12 protein-coding genes and 1 tRNA gene are annotated in these 16,914 nt (G+C 66.5%); 8 read left to right on the plus strand and 5 right to left on the minus strand.

Annotated elements, in window-relative coordinates:
* Window positions 1–331 precede the first annotated feature (331 nt).
* Both IE206_RS34445 and IE206_RS34450 read left to right on the plus strand, forming a co-directional pair.
* Window positions 332–405 (plus strand) — tRNA-Met (locus IE206_RS34445).
* A 487-nt stretch (window positions 406–892) separates the two neighbouring features.
* Window positions 893–1,390, plus strand: a complete 498-nt coding sequence (locus IE206_RS34450; RefSeq protein WP_189969271.1) for a hypothetical protein — start codon at window positions 893–895, stop codon at window positions 1,388–1,390.
* A gap of 167 nt (window positions 1,391–1,557) precedes the next feature.
* On the opposite strand, the gene IE206_RS34455 is transcribed toward IE206_RS34450, so the two are convergent.
* From IE206_RS34455 to IE206_RS34470, 4 genes are all read right to left on the minus strand, one after another.
* A complete protein-coding gene (locus IE206_RS34455) occupies window positions 1,558–1,833 on the minus strand; it encodes a helix-turn-helix domain-containing protein (protein ID WP_189969274.1) in 276 nt (91 codons plus the stop codon).
* On the minus strand, window positions 1,830–2,261 hold the full coding sequence (locus IE206_RS34460; protein WP_189969276.1) for a RapZ C-terminal domain-containing protein: 432 nt from the start codon (window positions 2,259–2,261) through the stop codon (window positions 1,830–1,832). The genes IE206_RS34455 and IE206_RS34460 overlap by 4 nt, the downstream gene beginning before the upstream one ends.
* Before the next feature lie 85 nt (window positions 2,262–2,346).
* Window positions 2,347–3,672, minus strand: a complete 1,326-nt coding sequence (locus tag IE206_RS34465) for an IclR family transcriptional regulator (RefSeq protein WP_189969277.1) — start codon at window positions 3,670–3,672, stop codon at window positions 2,347–2,349.
* Between the two features lie 113 nt (window positions 3,673–3,785).
* Entirely contained in the window at window positions 3,786–6,353 is a 2,568-nt protein-coding gene (locus IE206_RS34470; RefSeq protein ID WP_189969279.1) for a hypothetical protein, read from the minus strand.
* A 1,240-nt stretch (window positions 6,354–7,593) separates the two neighbouring features.
* On the opposite strand from IE206_RS34470, the gene IE206_RS34475 reads away from it, so the two are divergent.
* The 3 genes from IE206_RS34475 to IE206_RS34485 all read left to right on the plus strand — a co-directional run bounded on the left by IE206_RS34475 (window position 7,594) and on the right by IE206_RS34485 (window position 11,724).
* Window positions 7,594–8,772: a ParA family protein gene (locus IE206_RS34475; RefSeq protein ID WP_229853284.1), complete on the plus strand. Its 1,179-nt coding sequence runs from the start codon at window positions 7,594–7,596 to the stop codon at window positions 8,770–8,772.
* On the plus strand, window positions 8,769–9,833 hold the full coding sequence (locus IE206_RS34480; protein WP_189969281.1) for a hypothetical protein: 1,065 nt from the start codon (window positions 8,769–8,771) through the stop codon (window positions 9,831–9,833). Before IE206_RS34475 ends, IE206_RS34480 begins: the two co-directional genes overlap by 4 nt.
* A gap of 559 nt (window positions 9,834–10,392) precedes the next feature.
* Window positions 10,393–11,724, plus strand: coding sequence for a DUF2637 domain-containing protein (locus IE206_RS34485; protein WP_229853287.1), 1,332 nt, complete (start codon window positions 10,393–10,395; stop codon window positions 11,722–11,724).
* 555 nt (window positions 11,725–12,279) lie between these two features.
* Here IE206_RS34485 and IE206_RS34490 read toward each other — a convergent pair.
* Window positions 12,280–12,438 (minus strand): hypothetical protein, encoded by a 159-nt coding sequence (locus IE206_RS34490; protein ID WP_189969283.1) that lies wholly within the window; start codon window positions 12,436–12,438, stop codon window positions 12,280–12,282.
* 975 nt (window positions 12,439–13,413) lie between these two features.
* Here IE206_RS34490 and IE206_RS34495 point away from each other — a divergent pair.
* From IE206_RS34495 to IE206_RS34505, 3 genes are all read left to right on the plus strand, one after another.
* Window positions 13,414–15,276: a hypothetical protein gene (locus IE206_RS34495; protein ID WP_189969284.1), complete on the plus strand. Its 1,863-nt coding sequence runs from the start codon at window positions 13,414–13,416 to the stop codon at window positions 15,274–15,276.
* A gap of 358 nt (window positions 15,277–15,634) precedes the next feature.
* Entirely contained in the window at window positions 15,635–16,579 is a 945-nt protein-coding gene (locus IE206_RS34500) for a conjugal transfer protein (RefSeq protein ID WP_229853288.1), read from the plus strand.
* Between the two features lie 95 nt (window positions 16,580–16,674).
* Window positions 16,675–16,905 (plus strand): hypothetical protein, encoded by a 231-nt coding sequence (locus tag IE206_RS34505; protein ID WP_053726532.1) that lies wholly within the window; start codon window positions 16,675–16,677, stop codon window positions 16,903–16,905.
* The last annotated feature ends 9 nt before the right edge of the window (window positions 16,906–16,914 follow it).

Genomic DNA, 16,914 nt, shown 5'->3' on the forward strand with positions numbered 1-16,914 from the left:
CGATCACGGGTCCACCTCCGCTTGCGCGGAGAGCACGATCCCACTCTAGCAATCAGGCGGTCCCGGGAAAGAGGGAACAGCAAAGGCTCCAAACGGGCTTGAGGAACCTTGCCGCGGCCGCCGGCCGCCCCAGCCGGTGTGGAACCGCGACCGGCTGTCCAGGTACCCGAGACGAGCGTCGGCCGTCGCCACGCCGTCGTGCTGAGTGCCGGTGTGCCGGTGCATGGGTTCGTATCGGTGGTCCACGAGCAGCCTGGCGAAGTCGCTCGTCACGTTGCAGAGAGGCCGGGCCGGAGTGGCACCGTGCCAGTGTGTAGAGTGGCGTTACCGACGCGGGGTGGAGCAGCTCGGTAGCTCGCTGGGCTCATAACCCAGAGGTCGCAGGTTCAAATCCTGTCCCCGCTACTGGAAGAAGGGGGCCCGGCTGTGCCGGGCCCCCTTTTGTGTTTCCTGAACAGTTCCAAGGGCTCCTGGGCGTAAGGCGAGACAGCTCTGTGATGCTCAGGGTGCTCTGACAGTTGTTGGTGCTGTCGAGGCCGAGCATTTCACCGAGTACCTGTGTCGCCAGCCTTGGATACGAGAGCAGTTCCAGCACCGGGGCGAAGCTGTCCAGGCGGATCCCTTCCCTGGATATGGCTGTGGCGGCGACGATCATTCGAGATCGCCGTGATCACCCACGGAGCCGGTGCTTCTGCCTCGCTGCGGAGACGGCCGCCCGGCTGCGGAGAGACGGGCGTGGCCGCGGCACCCACCGTCGGGAGCTGGATCCCCTGCGTGCCGGGGACACCATGTCCGGGTCGGTCATCGTCGAGCGCGCCGGCCACGCGCCCAGCGCGGTCCGGGCATCCGCCCGATCGGCTGACTGTTGGTGCGAGCAGGCATGATGCTCCTCATGGACGAGAGAGAAGCGCCGGCCCTGACATCGGTGGCAGTGCGCCGGCGGTTCACCGCCGCGGCGTGGGGGTCGGCCATCGCCTGGCCGCTGTTCACCGCCGCCGGAGCACCGGTACTCCTGTGGTGGCTGGACATCAGTTGGGACGAGGCGCTGACCGCCGACTTCGCCACGTCCAGCCTCCTCCCCCTCGTGCCGGTGATCTTGTACTTCTGCGTCGCCGCGGTACGCACCGTGCGCAAGGAGCAGCGTGAACTCGCCGAGTGCGCCGTCGACCTGGTGAGTGCGGCCCACGCCGGTGATCCTCTGAAGCTGCGCGTCGCCGCGCGTAGCTTCGGCACCACCTTGGTGATGGCGTCCACCGCCTTCAATACCCGTGTGCTTCCCCGCCGTACGGCCCGGTCCTTCGCCCTGCGGGTGTTCGGGGAGGCGGAGGCTGAGGGGCTGAGTCCGGCGTCCTTGCACGTAGTGCAGGGGCTTGCCCGGATGGTGGCCTAGTCCGGCGGCGTGGGCTAAGACCTCCGCGGCGCCGGGCACCGTACAGTTCTCCGGTTCCACGACGGGACGGGCGATGGGTCGGTGGCGGCTTCCTGGGCCAGCCCGGGGTGACACAGGCCAGGTCTCCGCACGGCGCGGCGTAGCTGTAGAGCAGGGGTTTGGCGGGCTCAGGGATCCGCTTGACGGTCGTCAGGCGTCGGGGGTGTGCCGTGCCCGTTCGGGTACGCCAGCGGCCCGGGCTGAATGATGCCGGTCTCGTAGCCGCGCGCGACTGTGTGAGGGAGGGTGCGGGCGCGTAGTCCGTTCTGGGCGCCGTGCAGCAGCCGGCCTGCGGTCTCGGGGCGCACCTTGAGGACCTTGGCGATTTCCGTGTGGTGCAGGCCGCGCGCGAGGAGTCGAAGCGCGGTCAGTTCGTTCTCGGTGAGCAGTGGTTGCCATGTCATGGCAGGATCGGCCGGTCGATGTGGAGGTGTTCGGTCTCCACGCCGTAGCCGGCGGCTCGTAGGAGATCGGCGAGATCCTCAGCGACTGCGACCGACCGGTGACGGCCGCCTCCGCACACCACGTGCAGGTCGACGCGCCGGCCGTCGCCCGCCTGAGCGAGGAGCGCGAGGGCGCGGCGGGTAGTGCGCTCGATCAGGCGCTCGGCGCCGGGTGAGTTGCGGATGTAGGCACGTACTTCGGGGTCCAGACCGGTGGAGTGGAGCATCCGGGCGCGGATGGCCGGGTCCTCGGGTGGGTTGCGGAGCGGGCGGGTGTCCACGCGCAGTGCGTCGCCTCGCGGGGCGTCGCAGTGTCCGTCTCCATAGCTGATGATCACGCTCTGGATGAGGGCATGCGGGGACTGGGAGCCCTTGAGGTCGCTGGTCATGGGACCAGTCTCGGGGCAACTAGGGCTCTGTTGAAGCTAGTTGGGGATGATTCACGTTTCCTCTTCACCCCGACGGCGGGTTGGCTCATGCCGCCTGCGCCGGCGTGGGCTGGTTGGGCAGCGGGATTGCGCCGGGGGTGAGCCAGACGGGGCGGGCGGGGTCGGAGGTGTCCCAGCCGCGCCATCGTTCGTCGAGGAGTTCGCCGGTTGTGGGGTCGACGATGCCCTCTGGTACGAGGCGGGGCCTTGGTCGCGGTCTCCGGTGGCGCAGGGTGCGTTCGGTGAGCCAGCGCTGGTAGTTGGTGCGTTCACGGGCGTGGCGGGCGCGCCGGCGCTCTCCCGTGCCGGTGGTTCCGTGCTGCTCGGCAGCCTGGTCGAGGGCCTGGTCGTCGGGGTGGAGGCGTACGGGGCCGGCGAGTTCAGGGGCCAGGTAGTACAGGCCTTCGCGTTCACGGGCCAGGCCGCTGGCCACGAGGCTCTTGAGGTGACGGCTGATGGTGGTGCGGTGCAGGGTGGTCGCCTGGTGCAGGGCAGCCGGGCTGAGTCCCTCGGTGGGGTCCAGGCAGGCCAGCAGGCGGGCGCCGCTCGTTCCGTGTGCCCGGTGGTGGCAAGCATCGTGCGCCATCACTTCGGCGAGGGCGGCGGTGTCGGTGAACGTGTGCAGGTCCGGGACACTTTCCAGCTGCAGTGGTGGGTGGGGGGTCAGTGACTGTCCCGAATCTGCACCCGCCAGGAATTCGCGGACAGCCGGGGGAACCTGCAGACGCCATCGGGTGCCATGGTTCTGTCCCCGGCCGACGGCTTCCTTGACGATCCAGCCGGCCTTCTCCAGCCGACCGTTGCTCTGCTCAGCCGTCGACCGGGCACAGCCCATGGCCTCGGCGAGTGGCCGCACGGCGATCGTGTGGTCCGTACCGCCGGAGCGCTCGCACAACGTGAGACGGGCAGAGAGGTTCTTGAGGTCGACTGCTCCCCCGCCGCGGGACCTCCAGGCGAGCGACTCGATGACGCGCCGGATCTCGACAACATGTTCGGTGGCGTCCTGGCGGCCGGTGATCGTGCCGTGGGTGTCGGCGAACCGGCGGGCCTTGTGCAGTATCGCGGTGAGCTTGGTCTCGGCGTACTCGCCGCCCTTGCGTTCGCGGAGCTTGCGCGCCCACCATCCGCCCGCAGTCGGGGAGTAGAGGAGAGCCTCGTGGAAGTCGGCGGGCGTCCAACGCCGACCAGGTTGGGAGCAGGCCAGCGCCAGGGCGGCCGTGAGCCGGTAGCCGGCCTCGGATTCGTTGCGTCCGGCGTAGCGGCCATGCACGTCACCGTCGAGGAGCAGGCGCTTGGAGCGGTCGGTGAGCGGACGCCGCTCCCACACCGGCACCGTAGCCCGCCGCGCCCGCCGCACAGTCCGGGCGCTCATGGCATCTCCCCCGGTCGCGGTGGGGACACCACCGGCCGACGTCGCGCCCCGAGCCGTGGTCCGGGTGAGGCGAACCGTACGAAAATCCTGGGGTTGCAGCGTGGCGGTCGGGTTCACGCTGCACTCACCGCCGCCCGGGGTACGTCAGCGGTGCGTTCCTCGGTCAGGGGCTGGGCAGCGAGTTCGGCACAACGGCTTGCCCAGTCGGTGGGTACCGGGCGCTCGGTCTGGAGGCCGCGGGCGGCCCGCAGCTGCCGCGTCCGGTCGGCGAGCAGGAACTCCGCGGTGCGCAACCGCGCCTCCTCGGCCGCGTGTTCAGCAGCGGCGACGGCCGTCGCCGGGGTCGGATAGCGGTGCTGCGAGCGCATCGTGGCCGCGTAGGCCTGGTCCGCCTCGGCCGTGGCCTGGCCCGACCGCATCAGCCGGTCGCGCAGGCCCTTAAGGCGCTGGTTACGGAGCTCGTCCAGCCTCCAGCGCGCCGCGAACAGCAGCACCACTTCCTCCGGGGATTCACTGCGCAGCGGTGCCAGGTGCTGTTCCAGCAACTCCTGGATGCTGGCTGTGCAGCGGGCGGTGACCTCGGCGACCTCCGCCGGGTCGGCGAGATCGGAGCGGGCCATCACCGCGAGATCGACCGTCTCGGCCAGCAGCTGCTCCACCGTGCGGCGTTGGGTACACGGCAGGCACCGGCCGCCCGCGTCGGGAGTCCCGCAGTCCGCACAAGGCTGCCGGCGGCGCTCCGCCTCGGCAGCGGCCTGCTCAGCCCGCCGCTGCTCGATGGCCCGGGCACGGGCCTGCTGCTCGGCCAGGGCCTCCTCATGCCGCACGACCCGCAGCTCGGCTTCGTGCCTCACGGCGGTGTTCAACCGCTGCTCGACCTCGGCCTGCAGGACCTGCGGTGTGGCACCGGCCATGTCGCGGGCCGCTTGGGCCCACACGCTCGCGCGCTGTCCGCGCCGGTCCCCGATCAAGCTCTGGCAGCTGGGGCAGGCGGCGCCGGTGTCCATCCGCCAGCCCTCGTCGCACAGCTCGGACCAGCACCACGCCCGCTGGACCAGACCCCGGCCCAGGATCCACCCCACCGGATCAGTCACCGGTCGCCCCATCTGCTCCCCGAGCCGCCGCCCCAGGCGGTCAGCGAGCACGCGTTCGCCCTCCTGTGGGCCCAGGACGCCACGCATCACGCCGAGTTGGACCCGCACCGCCGCCGTGACATGCCGCCGGGCAGCCGACCGGGTGATCCGCTCCCACACCGACCGCACCGGTGCAAGCACCAGCGCCAGATCCTCCGGCATCGAGGCCGGCTTGACGAACATCACCTGCCCGAGCCGCGGCGCGGAGCTCTTCGAGAAATGACGCCCCGTCACCTCAGCTGACCCCGGAGCCGCTTCCTTGCGCTTTTCCCCGCGCAGCGGGTCGTCCAGCTCCCGCTCCCCCGCAGCCGAAGCTTCCCCGCTGTGGTCCATCCCGTCCTCGCGGGCACCCGCGCGCTCCGGCAGACCACAGGTCCCAGGAGCGGCTTCGCCGGAAAACCCAACAGAGAGCGAGAGAGACCCATCTACATCAGCCAACGGAGCGTGGGAGGCGTGGTGCACGACACCGGAAGACACTTCGAAACCCTCACCCACCGGGGAACATTCCCCCAGGTCAGACCGGGTTTCGGCGCCCTCTGGGTCGGGCGCGGGCAGTGACTGATCCCTGAGTGCACCAACCTCGTCGACCGAAGCGCCCTCATCAACGACGTCGAAAGCCTCCTGGACCCACCCGTCGCCTTCGAGGACGAACTCAGAGCCTCCCTCCGTCTCAGTCCCGGACATCCCGCACCGGGCACAACCCGACTCGGCGTCAGGCGCCTCGCCGGTACCGGCGGGCACGGCAGACGACTCGGCCTCCGCGCCACGTCCGTGAGCATCGGCGACAGCGGGAATCGCCAACCGTTCACCGGAACCCGATCCAGGAGACGGCGCGTTGAACTCGACCAGGCCCTCGGCGATCAGGTCGTCCAGCACCACCTCGGCGTCCCCCACCCCACAGCCAAGAAGATGACCGATCGTCGCGGCAGCTCGTCGGTGCCCGCTCTTGACGGCACCGCCGTCCAACCGCACCCGCCCATTCGGGCGAGCCTTCAACGCCAACTGCAGCAGCGCCAACCGGGCCGTCGCAGCCCCCCTCCCCCGCCGGCCGCCCAGCAGACCGGGCGGCGTCGGCGCCTTGTCCACCGGAGCCCACCCAGGAGCGAACAGCCGCTCGCAGAAACGCAGCAGCGTCGCCGCCTCCGCCTTGTCCAGGACCAGCGGACCGCCCCGGCCACCGAGCGCCGCCGTCAACGGCAGCAACTCCCACTCCAGCCCATCGACATATCCCTGCGAGTCCTGCAGCACCTCGGTGCTCACCGCACCCGCCCCACGCAGACCCGGCAGCACACTCCGCAGGACGTACGACCTGTTGAACCCCAGCCACCGGGCCATCTCTCCCGCCCGGAGCGCCAACTTCGAGGAACCCACAGGGGCCTTGGCGAGCAGCACCACCACAGCCAGCCGCTCGGCATCGGGACGGCCGCGGACACCAGGGTCACCGAGCAGCGCATCCAGCGCGGATCGGAATCGCGCGCGCATCGTGTCGCTCAGAACCAACGGGTCGTCAGGTCCCTTATCCGGGACCGGACCGGCCTGGTCAATCACCCGCCCCTGATGGGCAAGGCGCCTCAGAGACGTACCGGAAACCTTGGAACGAGCCACTCGGCCAGCCGTTTTCGGCATGACTGAGCCAGCCCTCGTACGGACAGCGATGATCTGCTCCATAATCGAGGAGGGAAGGGGACACCCTCACCGCGGTCCGACTGGCTAGGGAAAGCACGAGAGACGGACCCGGCGACACGGCACTCAGCTGGCTATCTGGCTGACCAACACCCCCTCCACGCAGTGCGAACGGCCCGGGATCACCAGTCCCGGGCTCTTCGCGTTCTGAGCCACCCTGCAGGGCATGATCTGTGGACAAGGTCCGGCGGGCACCGCTGGTCCGCATGCAGCGATAGCGGGCGCTGGCCGTAGAGGCTCTTCAGTTATCACCTCGGCTGATCCTTGAGTGGTCACCGCACGCAGCACAGAGGAGGAAGGCACGGTCGATCCTCCTCTGCAGACGGGTTGAGCTGGGCTTTCTGTCGCTCTCCGATCTGGCAAGCGACTCGCTTATCCGAGTTGAATAGCGAGGCCACCGTGAGTGGATCATTCCGTGAATTCCAGAGTTCAAGATCCTCGCTATTCGATTAGGCGCTCGTCACCCTACACCCTCTCTGACCTGCGACGCTGACCTTTCTGGATTGGCGTGGCGGGACGCAGTGCACCCCAAGAATGGCTATTACTTCACTCCGCTTTTGATTCACTGGAGAGAGGAAGTGGAGAGTGAAAGGCGAGGTTGTTTTTCCATTCTGAAGCGAAGATTCTCCGCAAAAGTACAATGGATTTTGGTGAGACCAACTAAATTTCTGTTGCTCAAAGTTCAGGCCGGAACTTTGCCCGTTAGCGTTCGTAGGGACTCACGGTTCGGCGCTGACTTCTGTCCCGTGTCGGAGGCGACTGCCCCGCCCACCCGAGCAAGCCACGCCGCGTCTAGTTGAGGTTGCAGTGAGATCATTCGCCGACTCCTCCCCTGTTGCTCGGTGCACCCAACGCCTGGTGGATGAGGGAGTGTTGCTCGATAGAGCAGATCGGTCGGACAACGACCCCGCTAGTTTGCCGGTTCCCATGCCGGCTGACGGGCCGGTAGAAGCTGCCAACAAGCCCTACATGAGGCCCAGTTTGCCCGAATTGTCCGGGCAGTGTCGCCCATCTGGAGCAGTCACCACACCTGAAACATGATCATCTCGGGCAACACGCCGTACCCTAGCGCACTGACATGTCGGTGACTGATAAGTTGCCCACCATGACCACCCCGAACAGTGATTCAGGCACTGAAAAGCTCATCGCGAATGTCATGCCAGAGATGCGTCGCGACCTGAAGATCAGGGCCGCTGAGCACGGTCTGAACGTCTCAGACGTGATCGTTCATGCACTCCACTCCTGGTACGACACCCCATCCGCGGGGAAGGTAGAGGTGAAGGGCGCCAAGTCCTGGGCTTCGTACGTTCCCGCTGGCGGGGTCGCTCGTTTCGAGGACGAGTGCGAGGCTCGCAAGGTGACGAAGGTTCAGGGCATCGCCCAGGCCATCACCCTCTGGCTGCTCCGACACCCTTCCCCCGTCGAAAGAGTCGTTCGCCAGCCTGTCAAGCGAATCCTCGTCGGCAATCAGAAGGGGGGCGTTGGGAAGACCTTCATCGCCGCTGCACTTGCCCAGGCTCTCGCGGAACTCGGCCTCAAGGTACTCCTCGTTGACTACGACCCCCAGGGGCACCTCTCCGCGCGGTTGCAGGTGGCTGAACTCCCCACCGGCGGCGACAGCCTTCTGACGCACATGCTCGGTAAGGCCACGCAGCACCTGCGCCGTTCCATCATCGCGCTTGAGGAAGTCCCGATGGAGGGACGTGAGATCGACCCGGGTCCGATGTTTGACGGACGGCTGCACATACTGCCGGCGTTTGAGGATGCGTTCCTGATGGACGCTGCCCTCGCAACGATGTCTGCGGGCCGCGATACCTGCCTGCGCCGTGCCTTGGAGCCGGTCGAGGATGACTATGACGTGATCGTCCTGGATGGCCCTCCCAACCTGGGGCTCGGGATGGAGCTGGCGATCGACTATGTGCACAGGCGTCCTGGTGAGTTGACGGACCACTCTGGCATCCTGATCCCGGTCTGGTCCGACAAGTCGTCCTTCCGGGCTTACAACCTGCTGAAGGGGCAGATCGAGACCACGTGCAAGAACATGCGCATCGAGGTGGACCAACTCGGCTTCATCATCAACGCGTACGATTCCCGCAAGGGAACCGTGACCCGCGGGTTCTATGACGAGTGGAACACGCTGCACTCCCCCATCGTTCTGGCCGAACTGAAGGACAGCATCGAGGGACGCGAGTCATCGGACTACGAGATTCCTCTGTTCCAGTTCGCTCCAGACTGTCCGCAGGCTGAGGCGATGCGGAAGCTGGCCAAGGAGTTGGCGGCATGAGCAAGTACCGTCCCAAGAGCTTGCCGAAGGGCAGCACATCCGGCCAGCCTGAAGGGGGCTCAGTCCCACCTGTCCGCACGCGTGAGGAGATCCGTGCCGAATGGGAGGCCACCAACCGGAAGGCTGCTGAGGCGAAGGCCGCTGAGATGCAGGCCGTCGAGGTGGAGGCCGTGCAAGAGGATTCGAGCCAAGACTCGGCGAATGCCGCTGGAGCCGAGAGGTCAGATGCTGACAGCGAGCCAGGTGATGCGCCTGAAGCATCAAGCGACGCCCTCCCGATGGCTGCACCGAACCTGTATGAGGAGCAAGGACCGGGTGTAGAGGAGCTGCTGCCCGGAGACGATGGCGACGGCCTGGTCCACCTGCCGGTCAACCGCGACCGAAATGGGTACGTGGAGATCCAGCCGTTCAGCAGGCCGGAGAGTGACGATCCAAAGGAGCGGTTCAGCCACTACGCCAGGAGCATCGCGCAAGCCGAGATGGCCGGGCGCGCGAACGAGCAGCGGGCAAAGCAACAGAAGATCATCGTTCAAGGCCAGAACTTCGTCGCCATTAAGGAGGAGAAGCTCTGGGAGACTATGGGATTCCCGCACTTCGATGCCCTGATGAAGGCTCGCTTCGGGTTCGGAAAGAACTATGCAAACAAGGTCATCCGGGCTGTCCCGGTCGTGATGGCACTCGAGGCCGTGACGTCGATGGAGCTTGTCGAGAAGCACCTACGTCCGTTGTGCCCGGTCTACGAGACGTTCGGCGAGGAGGCCGTGAGGCAAGTATGGTCGGAAGCCTCTCGGAAGAAGATCACAGAGAAGAACCTTCAGGAGGCTGCCGCCTTCCTGGGCTTCGCTGAACCTGTAGACCAGAAGGCCAAGGTTGTCTCGCAGTCTCCGGCCAGATCGAGCAGTGAGGTGGGCGACGATCGCGTGTCTCAGGCTAAGGAAGCGATTCGCTCACTGCGAGCGACCGACGAGGCGAAGGCCAGGGAGGCCGCCATAGAGTTCATGAAGGCGGCTCAGGAGCTGTTCGTCGAGCTGGGAATCGACATGGTCGACGCATCGGTTTGAACTGCGAAGACTCTGACGAGGGCCTGACGCTACAAAATTGCGTCAAGCCCTCGTCGTTTTTCTGTGCACGCGAGCTATATGGGATCCCTGGGTCTGTAGTTGCGTAGAGCGGGGTGGGTACCCCGGGTACCCGGTTCGGTCCGTGTCGACTGGGGGCGGGGGAGCGGGGTGGGTACCCCGGGTACCCGGTTGGTCTCTGCCGGGGGTGGGTACCCCGGGTACCCGGTTCGGTCCGTGTCGACTGGGGGCGGGACCCCGGGGCTCGTTGTAGAAGCATCCTCGATGCCGGCCTTGAGGAACTGGAGCTCAACCGCCTCGAAGAGACGACCCTCCAGACTCACCCATTCCCTCTCCGAGGATCGATCACATCGACTATCTGGGCGATTCACTCGCCTGGGTCCATCAGGGTAGTTACGGCAGTCGCGGACTCTGTCCACAAGTGGGTCACAGCACGCTTCCTAGACCTGGACCAAAGGAGTGGGAAGTGGAGCGCAGCGCGGGGCGCATCAGCCTGAACCGAACCCAGCGCGGCCTGATAGCCGTGGTTGTGTCAGGAGCCATGGTCATCGCTGCGATCGGGTTCGCAGGTTCGTACACGGCAGTTCGGGAACTTGCGATCCGGAAGGGATTTGGCTCCTTCTCCGTGGTCTTCCCGATCGGTGTGGACGCTGGCATCGCCGTGCTCCTGGCGTTGGATCTCCTACTGACGTGGCTCCGCATCCCGTTCCCGATGCTGCGTCAAGCGGCTTGGCTCCTTACCGCGGCGACCATTGGGTTCAACGCCGCGGCGGCTTGGCCGGACCCCGTTGGTGTCGGCATGCACGGTGTGATCCCCCTTCTCTTCGTGGTGACAGTGGAGGCGGCCCGGCATGCCGTCGGTCGGCTGGCGGCCATCACTGCGGACCGGCACATGGAAGGCGTTCGGCTGTGGCGTTGGCTGCTAGCCCCCCTGCCGACCTTCAGGCTCTGGCGTCGGATGAGGCTTTGGGAGATCCGGACGTACGACGACGTGATCCAGGCCGAGCAACAGCGACTCGTCTACCAGGCTCGACTGCGAGGTCGTCATGGGCGTCGCTGGCGTTGGAAGGCCCCGATTGAGGAACTGCTGCCCCTGCGGATCGCGCGCTACGGCGTGCCGCTTGAGGTATCGAGATATAGGGAGCCTCGTGAACCGGAAGGGGGCGCAAGGCACTCGACCGAACTGGAGAAGCACTCCTTGCCCGACGGAGGTGACCGCCTCCATCACGCAGCAGGGCCCGAGCATGGCGGAGGCGCCGAACAAGAAGCCCCGTCTATGGACGAGTCGCTCGTTGTCCTGGAAGAGGTACTTCACGGTGACCGGTCGCGAGGTGAGGTAGACGAGTCCGTCACCGACTGCCACGAGCAAGGTCCGCTCCGAGTCGAAGTCCAAGAATTCGAAACCACGTCGGAGCGGGACGCGTTGGCGTCCTCTGGTGCTTCTTCTCAGCAGGGTGCAAGCACCGAGCCAGGCCCGAGTGACAGCGCGCCAGCTGCTGGAAACAAAGCAGATGACGAGGTGTTGGGCGAGGATCCAGTCGACTGTGCGACTACAGGGAGAGCGGACTCCGATCCCATCGTCCCCAACCCAGGCGAGGAGGCTCCACCCGCGGCGGGGAGTCGCGCATCTGACATCGCGGATTTGGAGGCGGCTGGAAGCGCTGAGCGTGCCGAGCACGAGTGTGCTGTCAGGGAGCTGCAGTCGAATGCGGCTGCGGTGCGGTACGCGATGAGAACCCTGGGCTCCACGCACACCCCGACCGTGGTGAAATGGCTCGCTGCCCACGGTCGTGACGTGAATCGCGGGCAAGTGCATCGGATCACGAGGGAGGAGGAGCGCCAGCAACGAACTCAGCCGGCCTCCGCACAATAGGACATGACGGATCGTCATACGGCCTCTCCGGCCTCATCTCTCGGAAGGTGGTGATGTGATGGAGGAGGGGAGAACGCATGGCGGGCAACAGTGCGCCGGCGGCCGATTGGACAGACGGTAAGGGCCATAACACTCCTGCGCGGATCAGCGGTTGGTCCGCTGCTCTGGGTGGAGCTCCCGCTATGGCACCCTTCGCGACGCCGCTATTTGCTGTTGCAGGGGCAGTAGCTACTCCCTCGCCATGTTCATGCCCGACACGTTGCGATACTGGCCGGCTATCTCGGGCGGCATGGCAGGAGACGTCTCGTGGCCGGGAGCGTGGTGTATCGCTCATCGGCATCCGTGTGACGGTGATCGGTAGGGCGGCCTTTCAAGCGATGGGTGACCCGGCTATGCGAGTCCAGCTCCCGAGCGATCCAGCAGGTGGCGGTGATCCGGTGGTTTATCTCCGCGCCGGTGCGGTCTTGGACTCCATCGGGCTAGTCCTCCACGCTGCCGGTCAGGATCTGGTCGGCCCGTGCCATGACGTGGACGTAAGGGTAGGCGCCGGCAGCGTCACTTCTCCGAACGCCGCAGTGACCGTGTCGTGTACGTCTTGGTCGTAGAACTCCAGGAGTTGCTCGCCTGGTGCCCGCGAGAGAGGACGTCGGCGATGTGCTGTCCTGCGGCGTTGTCTAGCCAGTGTGCGGTGGTCGGCCACGGCCTGTCGCTCATGTTCCAAGCGTTCGCGAGCTGGACGGTCCTGCTGCAGAAGCGCGCCAAGGACTGGCGGGCTACCCACGTTCCCCCTCTCCGGGGCAACTGGTACTCGTCGGAACTCCCTCGCCTACGGGAGCGGCCGGTAGGCGGGGCCATCTAGTGGTCGTGGTCGCAATTCTGACTTGCTGTCAGCTACTCCTGGTCGTTGCGATGCTGGTGCCGGCCTACGGCGGGCTGATCATCGGACTGACGTACCTGTTCGGGGCCGCACGCTGAGTGTGGGGCATCCAAGGGGACGTGGCCTGAAGGCTTCATCGAGCGCGCCGCGGATCCGGGTGGAGTCGTATGTTCAGCAGTTCGATTCTTCGTCAGGACGGATCCTAAGCGGAGGTGGCTTGGTAGCGGCTTCGGCGGTGGTTGCGACTGAGACGCCTAGTACGCGGACGAGCGCGGTAGTTGGCGGACCATGATGCGCCAACTACGGCCGCCACTGTCACCTGCGGTGATGCATCCATGCCGGGGGCTCGCGGAGCCATGGTCCGCAAACCACCGCTCTCAAGATCCGCAAACTGGCTTCCTCGACAGGTCTCCGACCTGCACCGGACTGAGCATGAACCGCAAACTATGAGCCTCGGCCACAGTGGTGCGACCGAGATTCCTAGCTTGCGGACGAGCAGGGTAGTTGGCGGATCATGTTGCGCGATCGGCCCTGAAGACTCGTGGTTGGCAACGGTGAAGCAGGTTAGTTGGCAGGCAGCCGATTCGACGGCGCAGATCGAGGTGGGCTCCATGGGCACCGTCCTGGCCGTTTGCCACCCCTTTTTCTGTTCTGCCGACTGTGCTGCGTCGTCACATGCAGTTCAGTGGGATGCGCAGCAAAGTTCTGGTGGACTCTGTCCACAGGCTGATCTTTCTACGTTCGCTCCTGATCGTTCTTCCGCATGCGCGCGGGAGTCGGGAGGGAGTTGAGGGTGGAAGGGGTAGTGGGCCGTGGCGCAGACCAAGTTCGACAAGCAGCTTGAGGAAGGCCTGGAGCAGGGTGTCATGGTCTTCGGGCGGTTCGTCAGCGGAGCTCCGCTGGACGGTGAGCCGCGGGGCCCGGGCAGTCTGCCGCGGTGGGGGATTGCTCTGGTGAGGCTGGTGTTCCTGGCTTGGGCTGGCTGGGCTGCGTGGATGTGGTGGTGGGTGAAGGACCACGACCGCGTGATCTGGGTGTCGATCATCGCTGCGGTGGTGGCTGTCCCGGTTGTGGTCGTGGGGGCGATCCGTGGCCGCGGCCGGCGGCAGCACATGCGGGCCTTGGTGATTCCGATGTCCCTGGCGCTCAAGGAGCTGCTCTCCGGGTGGGATGACCAGCAGCGGTTGCGGGCCCTTACCGTCCCGATCGACCGGTCGTTCGTAGCGGTTCGGTTGCCCGATGGGTGGCACGACCCGGGCGGGTTCAAGGACCAGATGCGCGAGTTGGTTCAAGACCGGATGGGCGGACTGTGGTCGGGGGAGTGGAACCTCAAGAACCACCCCTTCAATGTGGTGTTCACGCCGCAGAAGCCGAGGCCGAAGCTGGAGCCGCCCGAGACGGTCGACTTCTTCAGTGACGAGGTACAGAAGGCGATCGCTGCGTGCGAGCCTGGGCAGTTGGTCCTCGGGCTCGACGAACGGCAGCGGCCGGTCGTCAAGGCAATGACCGGAGAGACAGCGATGTGGGCCCTGTCGGTGGGCTCCGGTGGTGGTAAGTCCTCGTTCCTCCAGATGATCATCACGCAGCTGGTGCGGCAGCGGGCCACGGTTATCGGCATCGACGTGAAGATGGCGTCCATCAACTGCTTCGAAGGCGTTGAGGGGGTCCACCTCTACACCGACCCGGGAAATATCGGGGACATGCGGTCGGCGATCTCCTGGGTGGCCCGGGAGGTGGAGGCCCGGAACTATGTGAAGAAGGGGAATCCGCGCAAGGACTTCGACCGGCTGACCCTCATTCTCGAAGAGGGCAATGAATTCGGGGACGCCTCGAAGGAGTGGTGGAACGAGAACAAGGAGAAGGGCGAGCCAGCCAGCGATCCCATCTGGGGTGACATTGCCTCGATCATGCGCATGGGGCGGCACGTCAACGTCACGATCATCGGCGTGTTCCAGGACCTGCGGGAGGCCGCGGTCGGCAGCCGGGGCCTGCGCAACATGTTCCGGATGATCTTGATGGGCAACTACAACGCGAACCAGTGGAAAATGATTGTCAATACCACTCCGGTTCCGGAGTCCGTCGACCGGGCTGGCCGCATGATGATCATCGAGGGGAACCGGCGGGTCTGGATCCAGGTTCCCTACGCAGACCCGGACGCTTTCCGCGAGCACAGCATGGGGTTGCGTACCGAGTTCGGGTACAGCACCGAGGACTTGTACGGAGCTCCGCCCGGGCGCAGTCCGCAGCGGCTGCCGTCCCTGCTGCAGAAGTCAACGCCCCTGTTCCAGAGGGACACCACCTTGGAAAGGCAGGCTGTACCCGCAGGTCAGGATGGCGATGCGGAGCAGTCCCCGCCGGTGAACATGGTCAAGGACGCTCCAGTGGAGCCGGGGAGCAGCGATGGCTCTGTCCCGGTTGACGAGGCGGTGGCCGAGGTGGAGTTGTTGCCGCTGGCGGAGATCTCCCGGCGGCTGGCCGTCGAGGGGATCGAGGTCAGTGCCGAGTTGATGCGCCAGCACAAGCGGCGCCGGAAGAACTTCCCAGCCGGCCACGTCGTGAACGACAAGGAGCTGTTCGCCCTGGCGGACCTCGCCGAGTACTACCAGCCCGATGAGCCGGTCCCGGCCGAGCAGGACGGCCAGGACGACAGCGAGCAGGAGGCTGACGACGAGTAGAGCCACGCATCACGGCGCCGGTCACGGCTGACTGGACTGCCGCATAGGCACCTCAGGGGGCCACGGGATATTCCCGTGGCCCCCTGTTTGTCATGCCCGCCGGGCCTGGCTGGTGCGGCGGTCCGCATTCGCCGGAACTTATCCACAGGCGGGCGCTCCTACGTTTTCCGTGTGAGCTTTCCGCGAAAGGCGTAAGGCCGTATGACGATCCGTCATGCCCTTTTGTGCGGAGGCCGGTTATTGAGAATTGGCCGAGGAGTACGGGATGAGTGCGCTGCGGAAGATGCTCAATCTTCCACCGAAAGAGCCCAAGGGCGGTGATGACGGAAACACCGCTGAAACGGACTCCTCGGTGGAGGTGCCCTTGACGAAGGAAGGGGAAGAGAAGCCGACGCGGACGCCGGCTGCGATCGGCTGGGCGGAAGAGGAGGAGTCCTCGGGGCGGTCGGCGGCCCGGCGGGCGGGCCGGGTGGCGATCTGGCTGGTGATCGGACTGGCCGCGTTCACCGGGGTCAGGACGTGGATCTTCCCCGCCAAGCCGCCTGCCCCCGTGGAGAAGGCGGACCCGCAGGCCGAGGCGAAAAAGAACGACGTTCCCGAGGCCGAGGCTCAGGAGGTAGCGGCCCGGTTCGCCCGGTCGTACATGACCTGGAACGCGCAGGACCCCGACACCCGGGCCAAGGAGCTCGGGGCGGACCTCGCCAAGGGCACCGACCCGAAACTCGGGTGGAACGGCGCCGGCGTCCAGCTGGTCGCGCAGACCATCCCCGGTACGGTCACCCAGGTCGGCGGCAAGCGGGCCCGTGTGCGTGTCGACGTCCGGGTGAGCACTGTCACCAACAACGGCAAAGGCCAGCAGACCGCGACGAGTTGGCGTGGCCTGGAGGTGCCGGTCGCCCAGGGCGAGGGCCGCGTCGTGGTCACCGGGCAGCCCGCGATCGTCGGCATGCCGACCGCCGCCGGCTACACGGCGCCCGCCGCCCCCGAAGCCGACCTCCAGCTCTCGGGCGAGACCCGGGACACCGTCCGGGACTTCCTCAAGGCCTGGGCCGCGGGCAGTGCGGACCAGGCCGCCGCGCCTGGTGCCGACATCCAGCCGCTCGGCGCGGGCCTTGCGCTCGACTCGCTGGACTCCTGGGCCGTGGACGCCGGCAGCGGCGACAAGCGTGTCGGCACAGCGTCCGTGCGCTGGCAGCTCGGCGGCGCCCAACTGCAGCAGACGTACCAGATCACCCTCATCAAGGTCTCGGCCAGCAGCGCGAGCCGCTGGCAGGTCGCGGCGGTCACCGCGAAGACCGCCTAGCCGGCCCCGCCCCCATTTTCTTCCGGGCCGCTGCCATGGGCCCGCCGCCCGGGCGGCTCTTCACCATCCCCACCAACCCAAGGAGTGGATCCCCCATGGGCGGAGACAACGCGCTCGTTACCTGGATCTTGGCCGTCGTCGGCTCCCTGTTCGCCGCTGTGCTCGCCGTTCGCGCCTTCGGGCACTGGTTCAAAAAGGAGTGGGGCGCGCTGATCAGCCACATCGTCGGCGGCGCCGTCGTCGCCGTCATGATCTTCACGCCGACCCTGGCCGTGACCATCCTCAAGAGCGTGGGCGCCAAGATCGCCTCGGTCTTCACGGGCTGAGGCGGCGGC

This window comes from Streptomyces violascens, from assembly GCF_014649955.1.
Taxonomy (GTDB): domain Bacteria; phylum Actinomycetota; class Actinomycetes; order Streptomycetales; family Streptomycetaceae; genus Streptomyces; species Streptomyces violascens.

Bases quoted from the DNA above. Each gene is read 5' to 3' on its own strand.
- IE206_RS34490 (WP_189969283.1), bottom strand. From the start codon at position 12,438: ATGAGCGACAGGCCGTGGCCGACCACCGCACACTGGCTAGACAACGCC.
- IE206_RS34505 (WP_053726532.1), top strand. From the start codon at position 16,675: ATGGGCGGAGACAACGCGCTCGTTACCTGGATCTTGGCCGTCGTCGGC.
- IE206_RS34455 (WP_189969274.1), bottom strand. From the start codon at position 1,833: ATGACATGGCAACCACTGCTCACCGAGAACGAACTGACCGCGCTTCGA.
- IE206_RS34450 (WP_189969271.1), top strand. From the start codon at position 893: ATGGACGAGAGAGAAGCGCCGGCCCTGACATCGGTGGCAGTGCGCCGG.
- IE206_RS34480 (WP_189969281.1), top strand. From the start codon at position 8,769: ATGAGCAAGTACCGTCCCAAGAGCTTGCCGAAGGGCAGCACATCCGGC.
- IE206_RS34465 (WP_189969277.1), bottom strand. From the start codon at position 3,672: ATGAGCGCCCGGACTGTGCGGCGGGCGCGGCGGGCTACGGTGCCGGTG.
- IE206_RS34475 (WP_229853284.1), top strand. From the start codon at position 7,594: ATGACCACCCCGAACAGTGATTCAGGCACTGAAAAGCTCATCGCGAAT.
- IE206_RS34485 (WP_229853287.1), top strand. From the start codon at position 10,393: ATGGTCATCGCTGCGATCGGGTTCGCAGGTTCGTACACGGCAGTTCGG.
- IE206_RS34460 (WP_189969276.1), bottom strand. From the start codon at position 2,261: ATGACCAGCGACCTCAAGGGCTCCCAGTCCCCGCATGCCCTCATCCAG.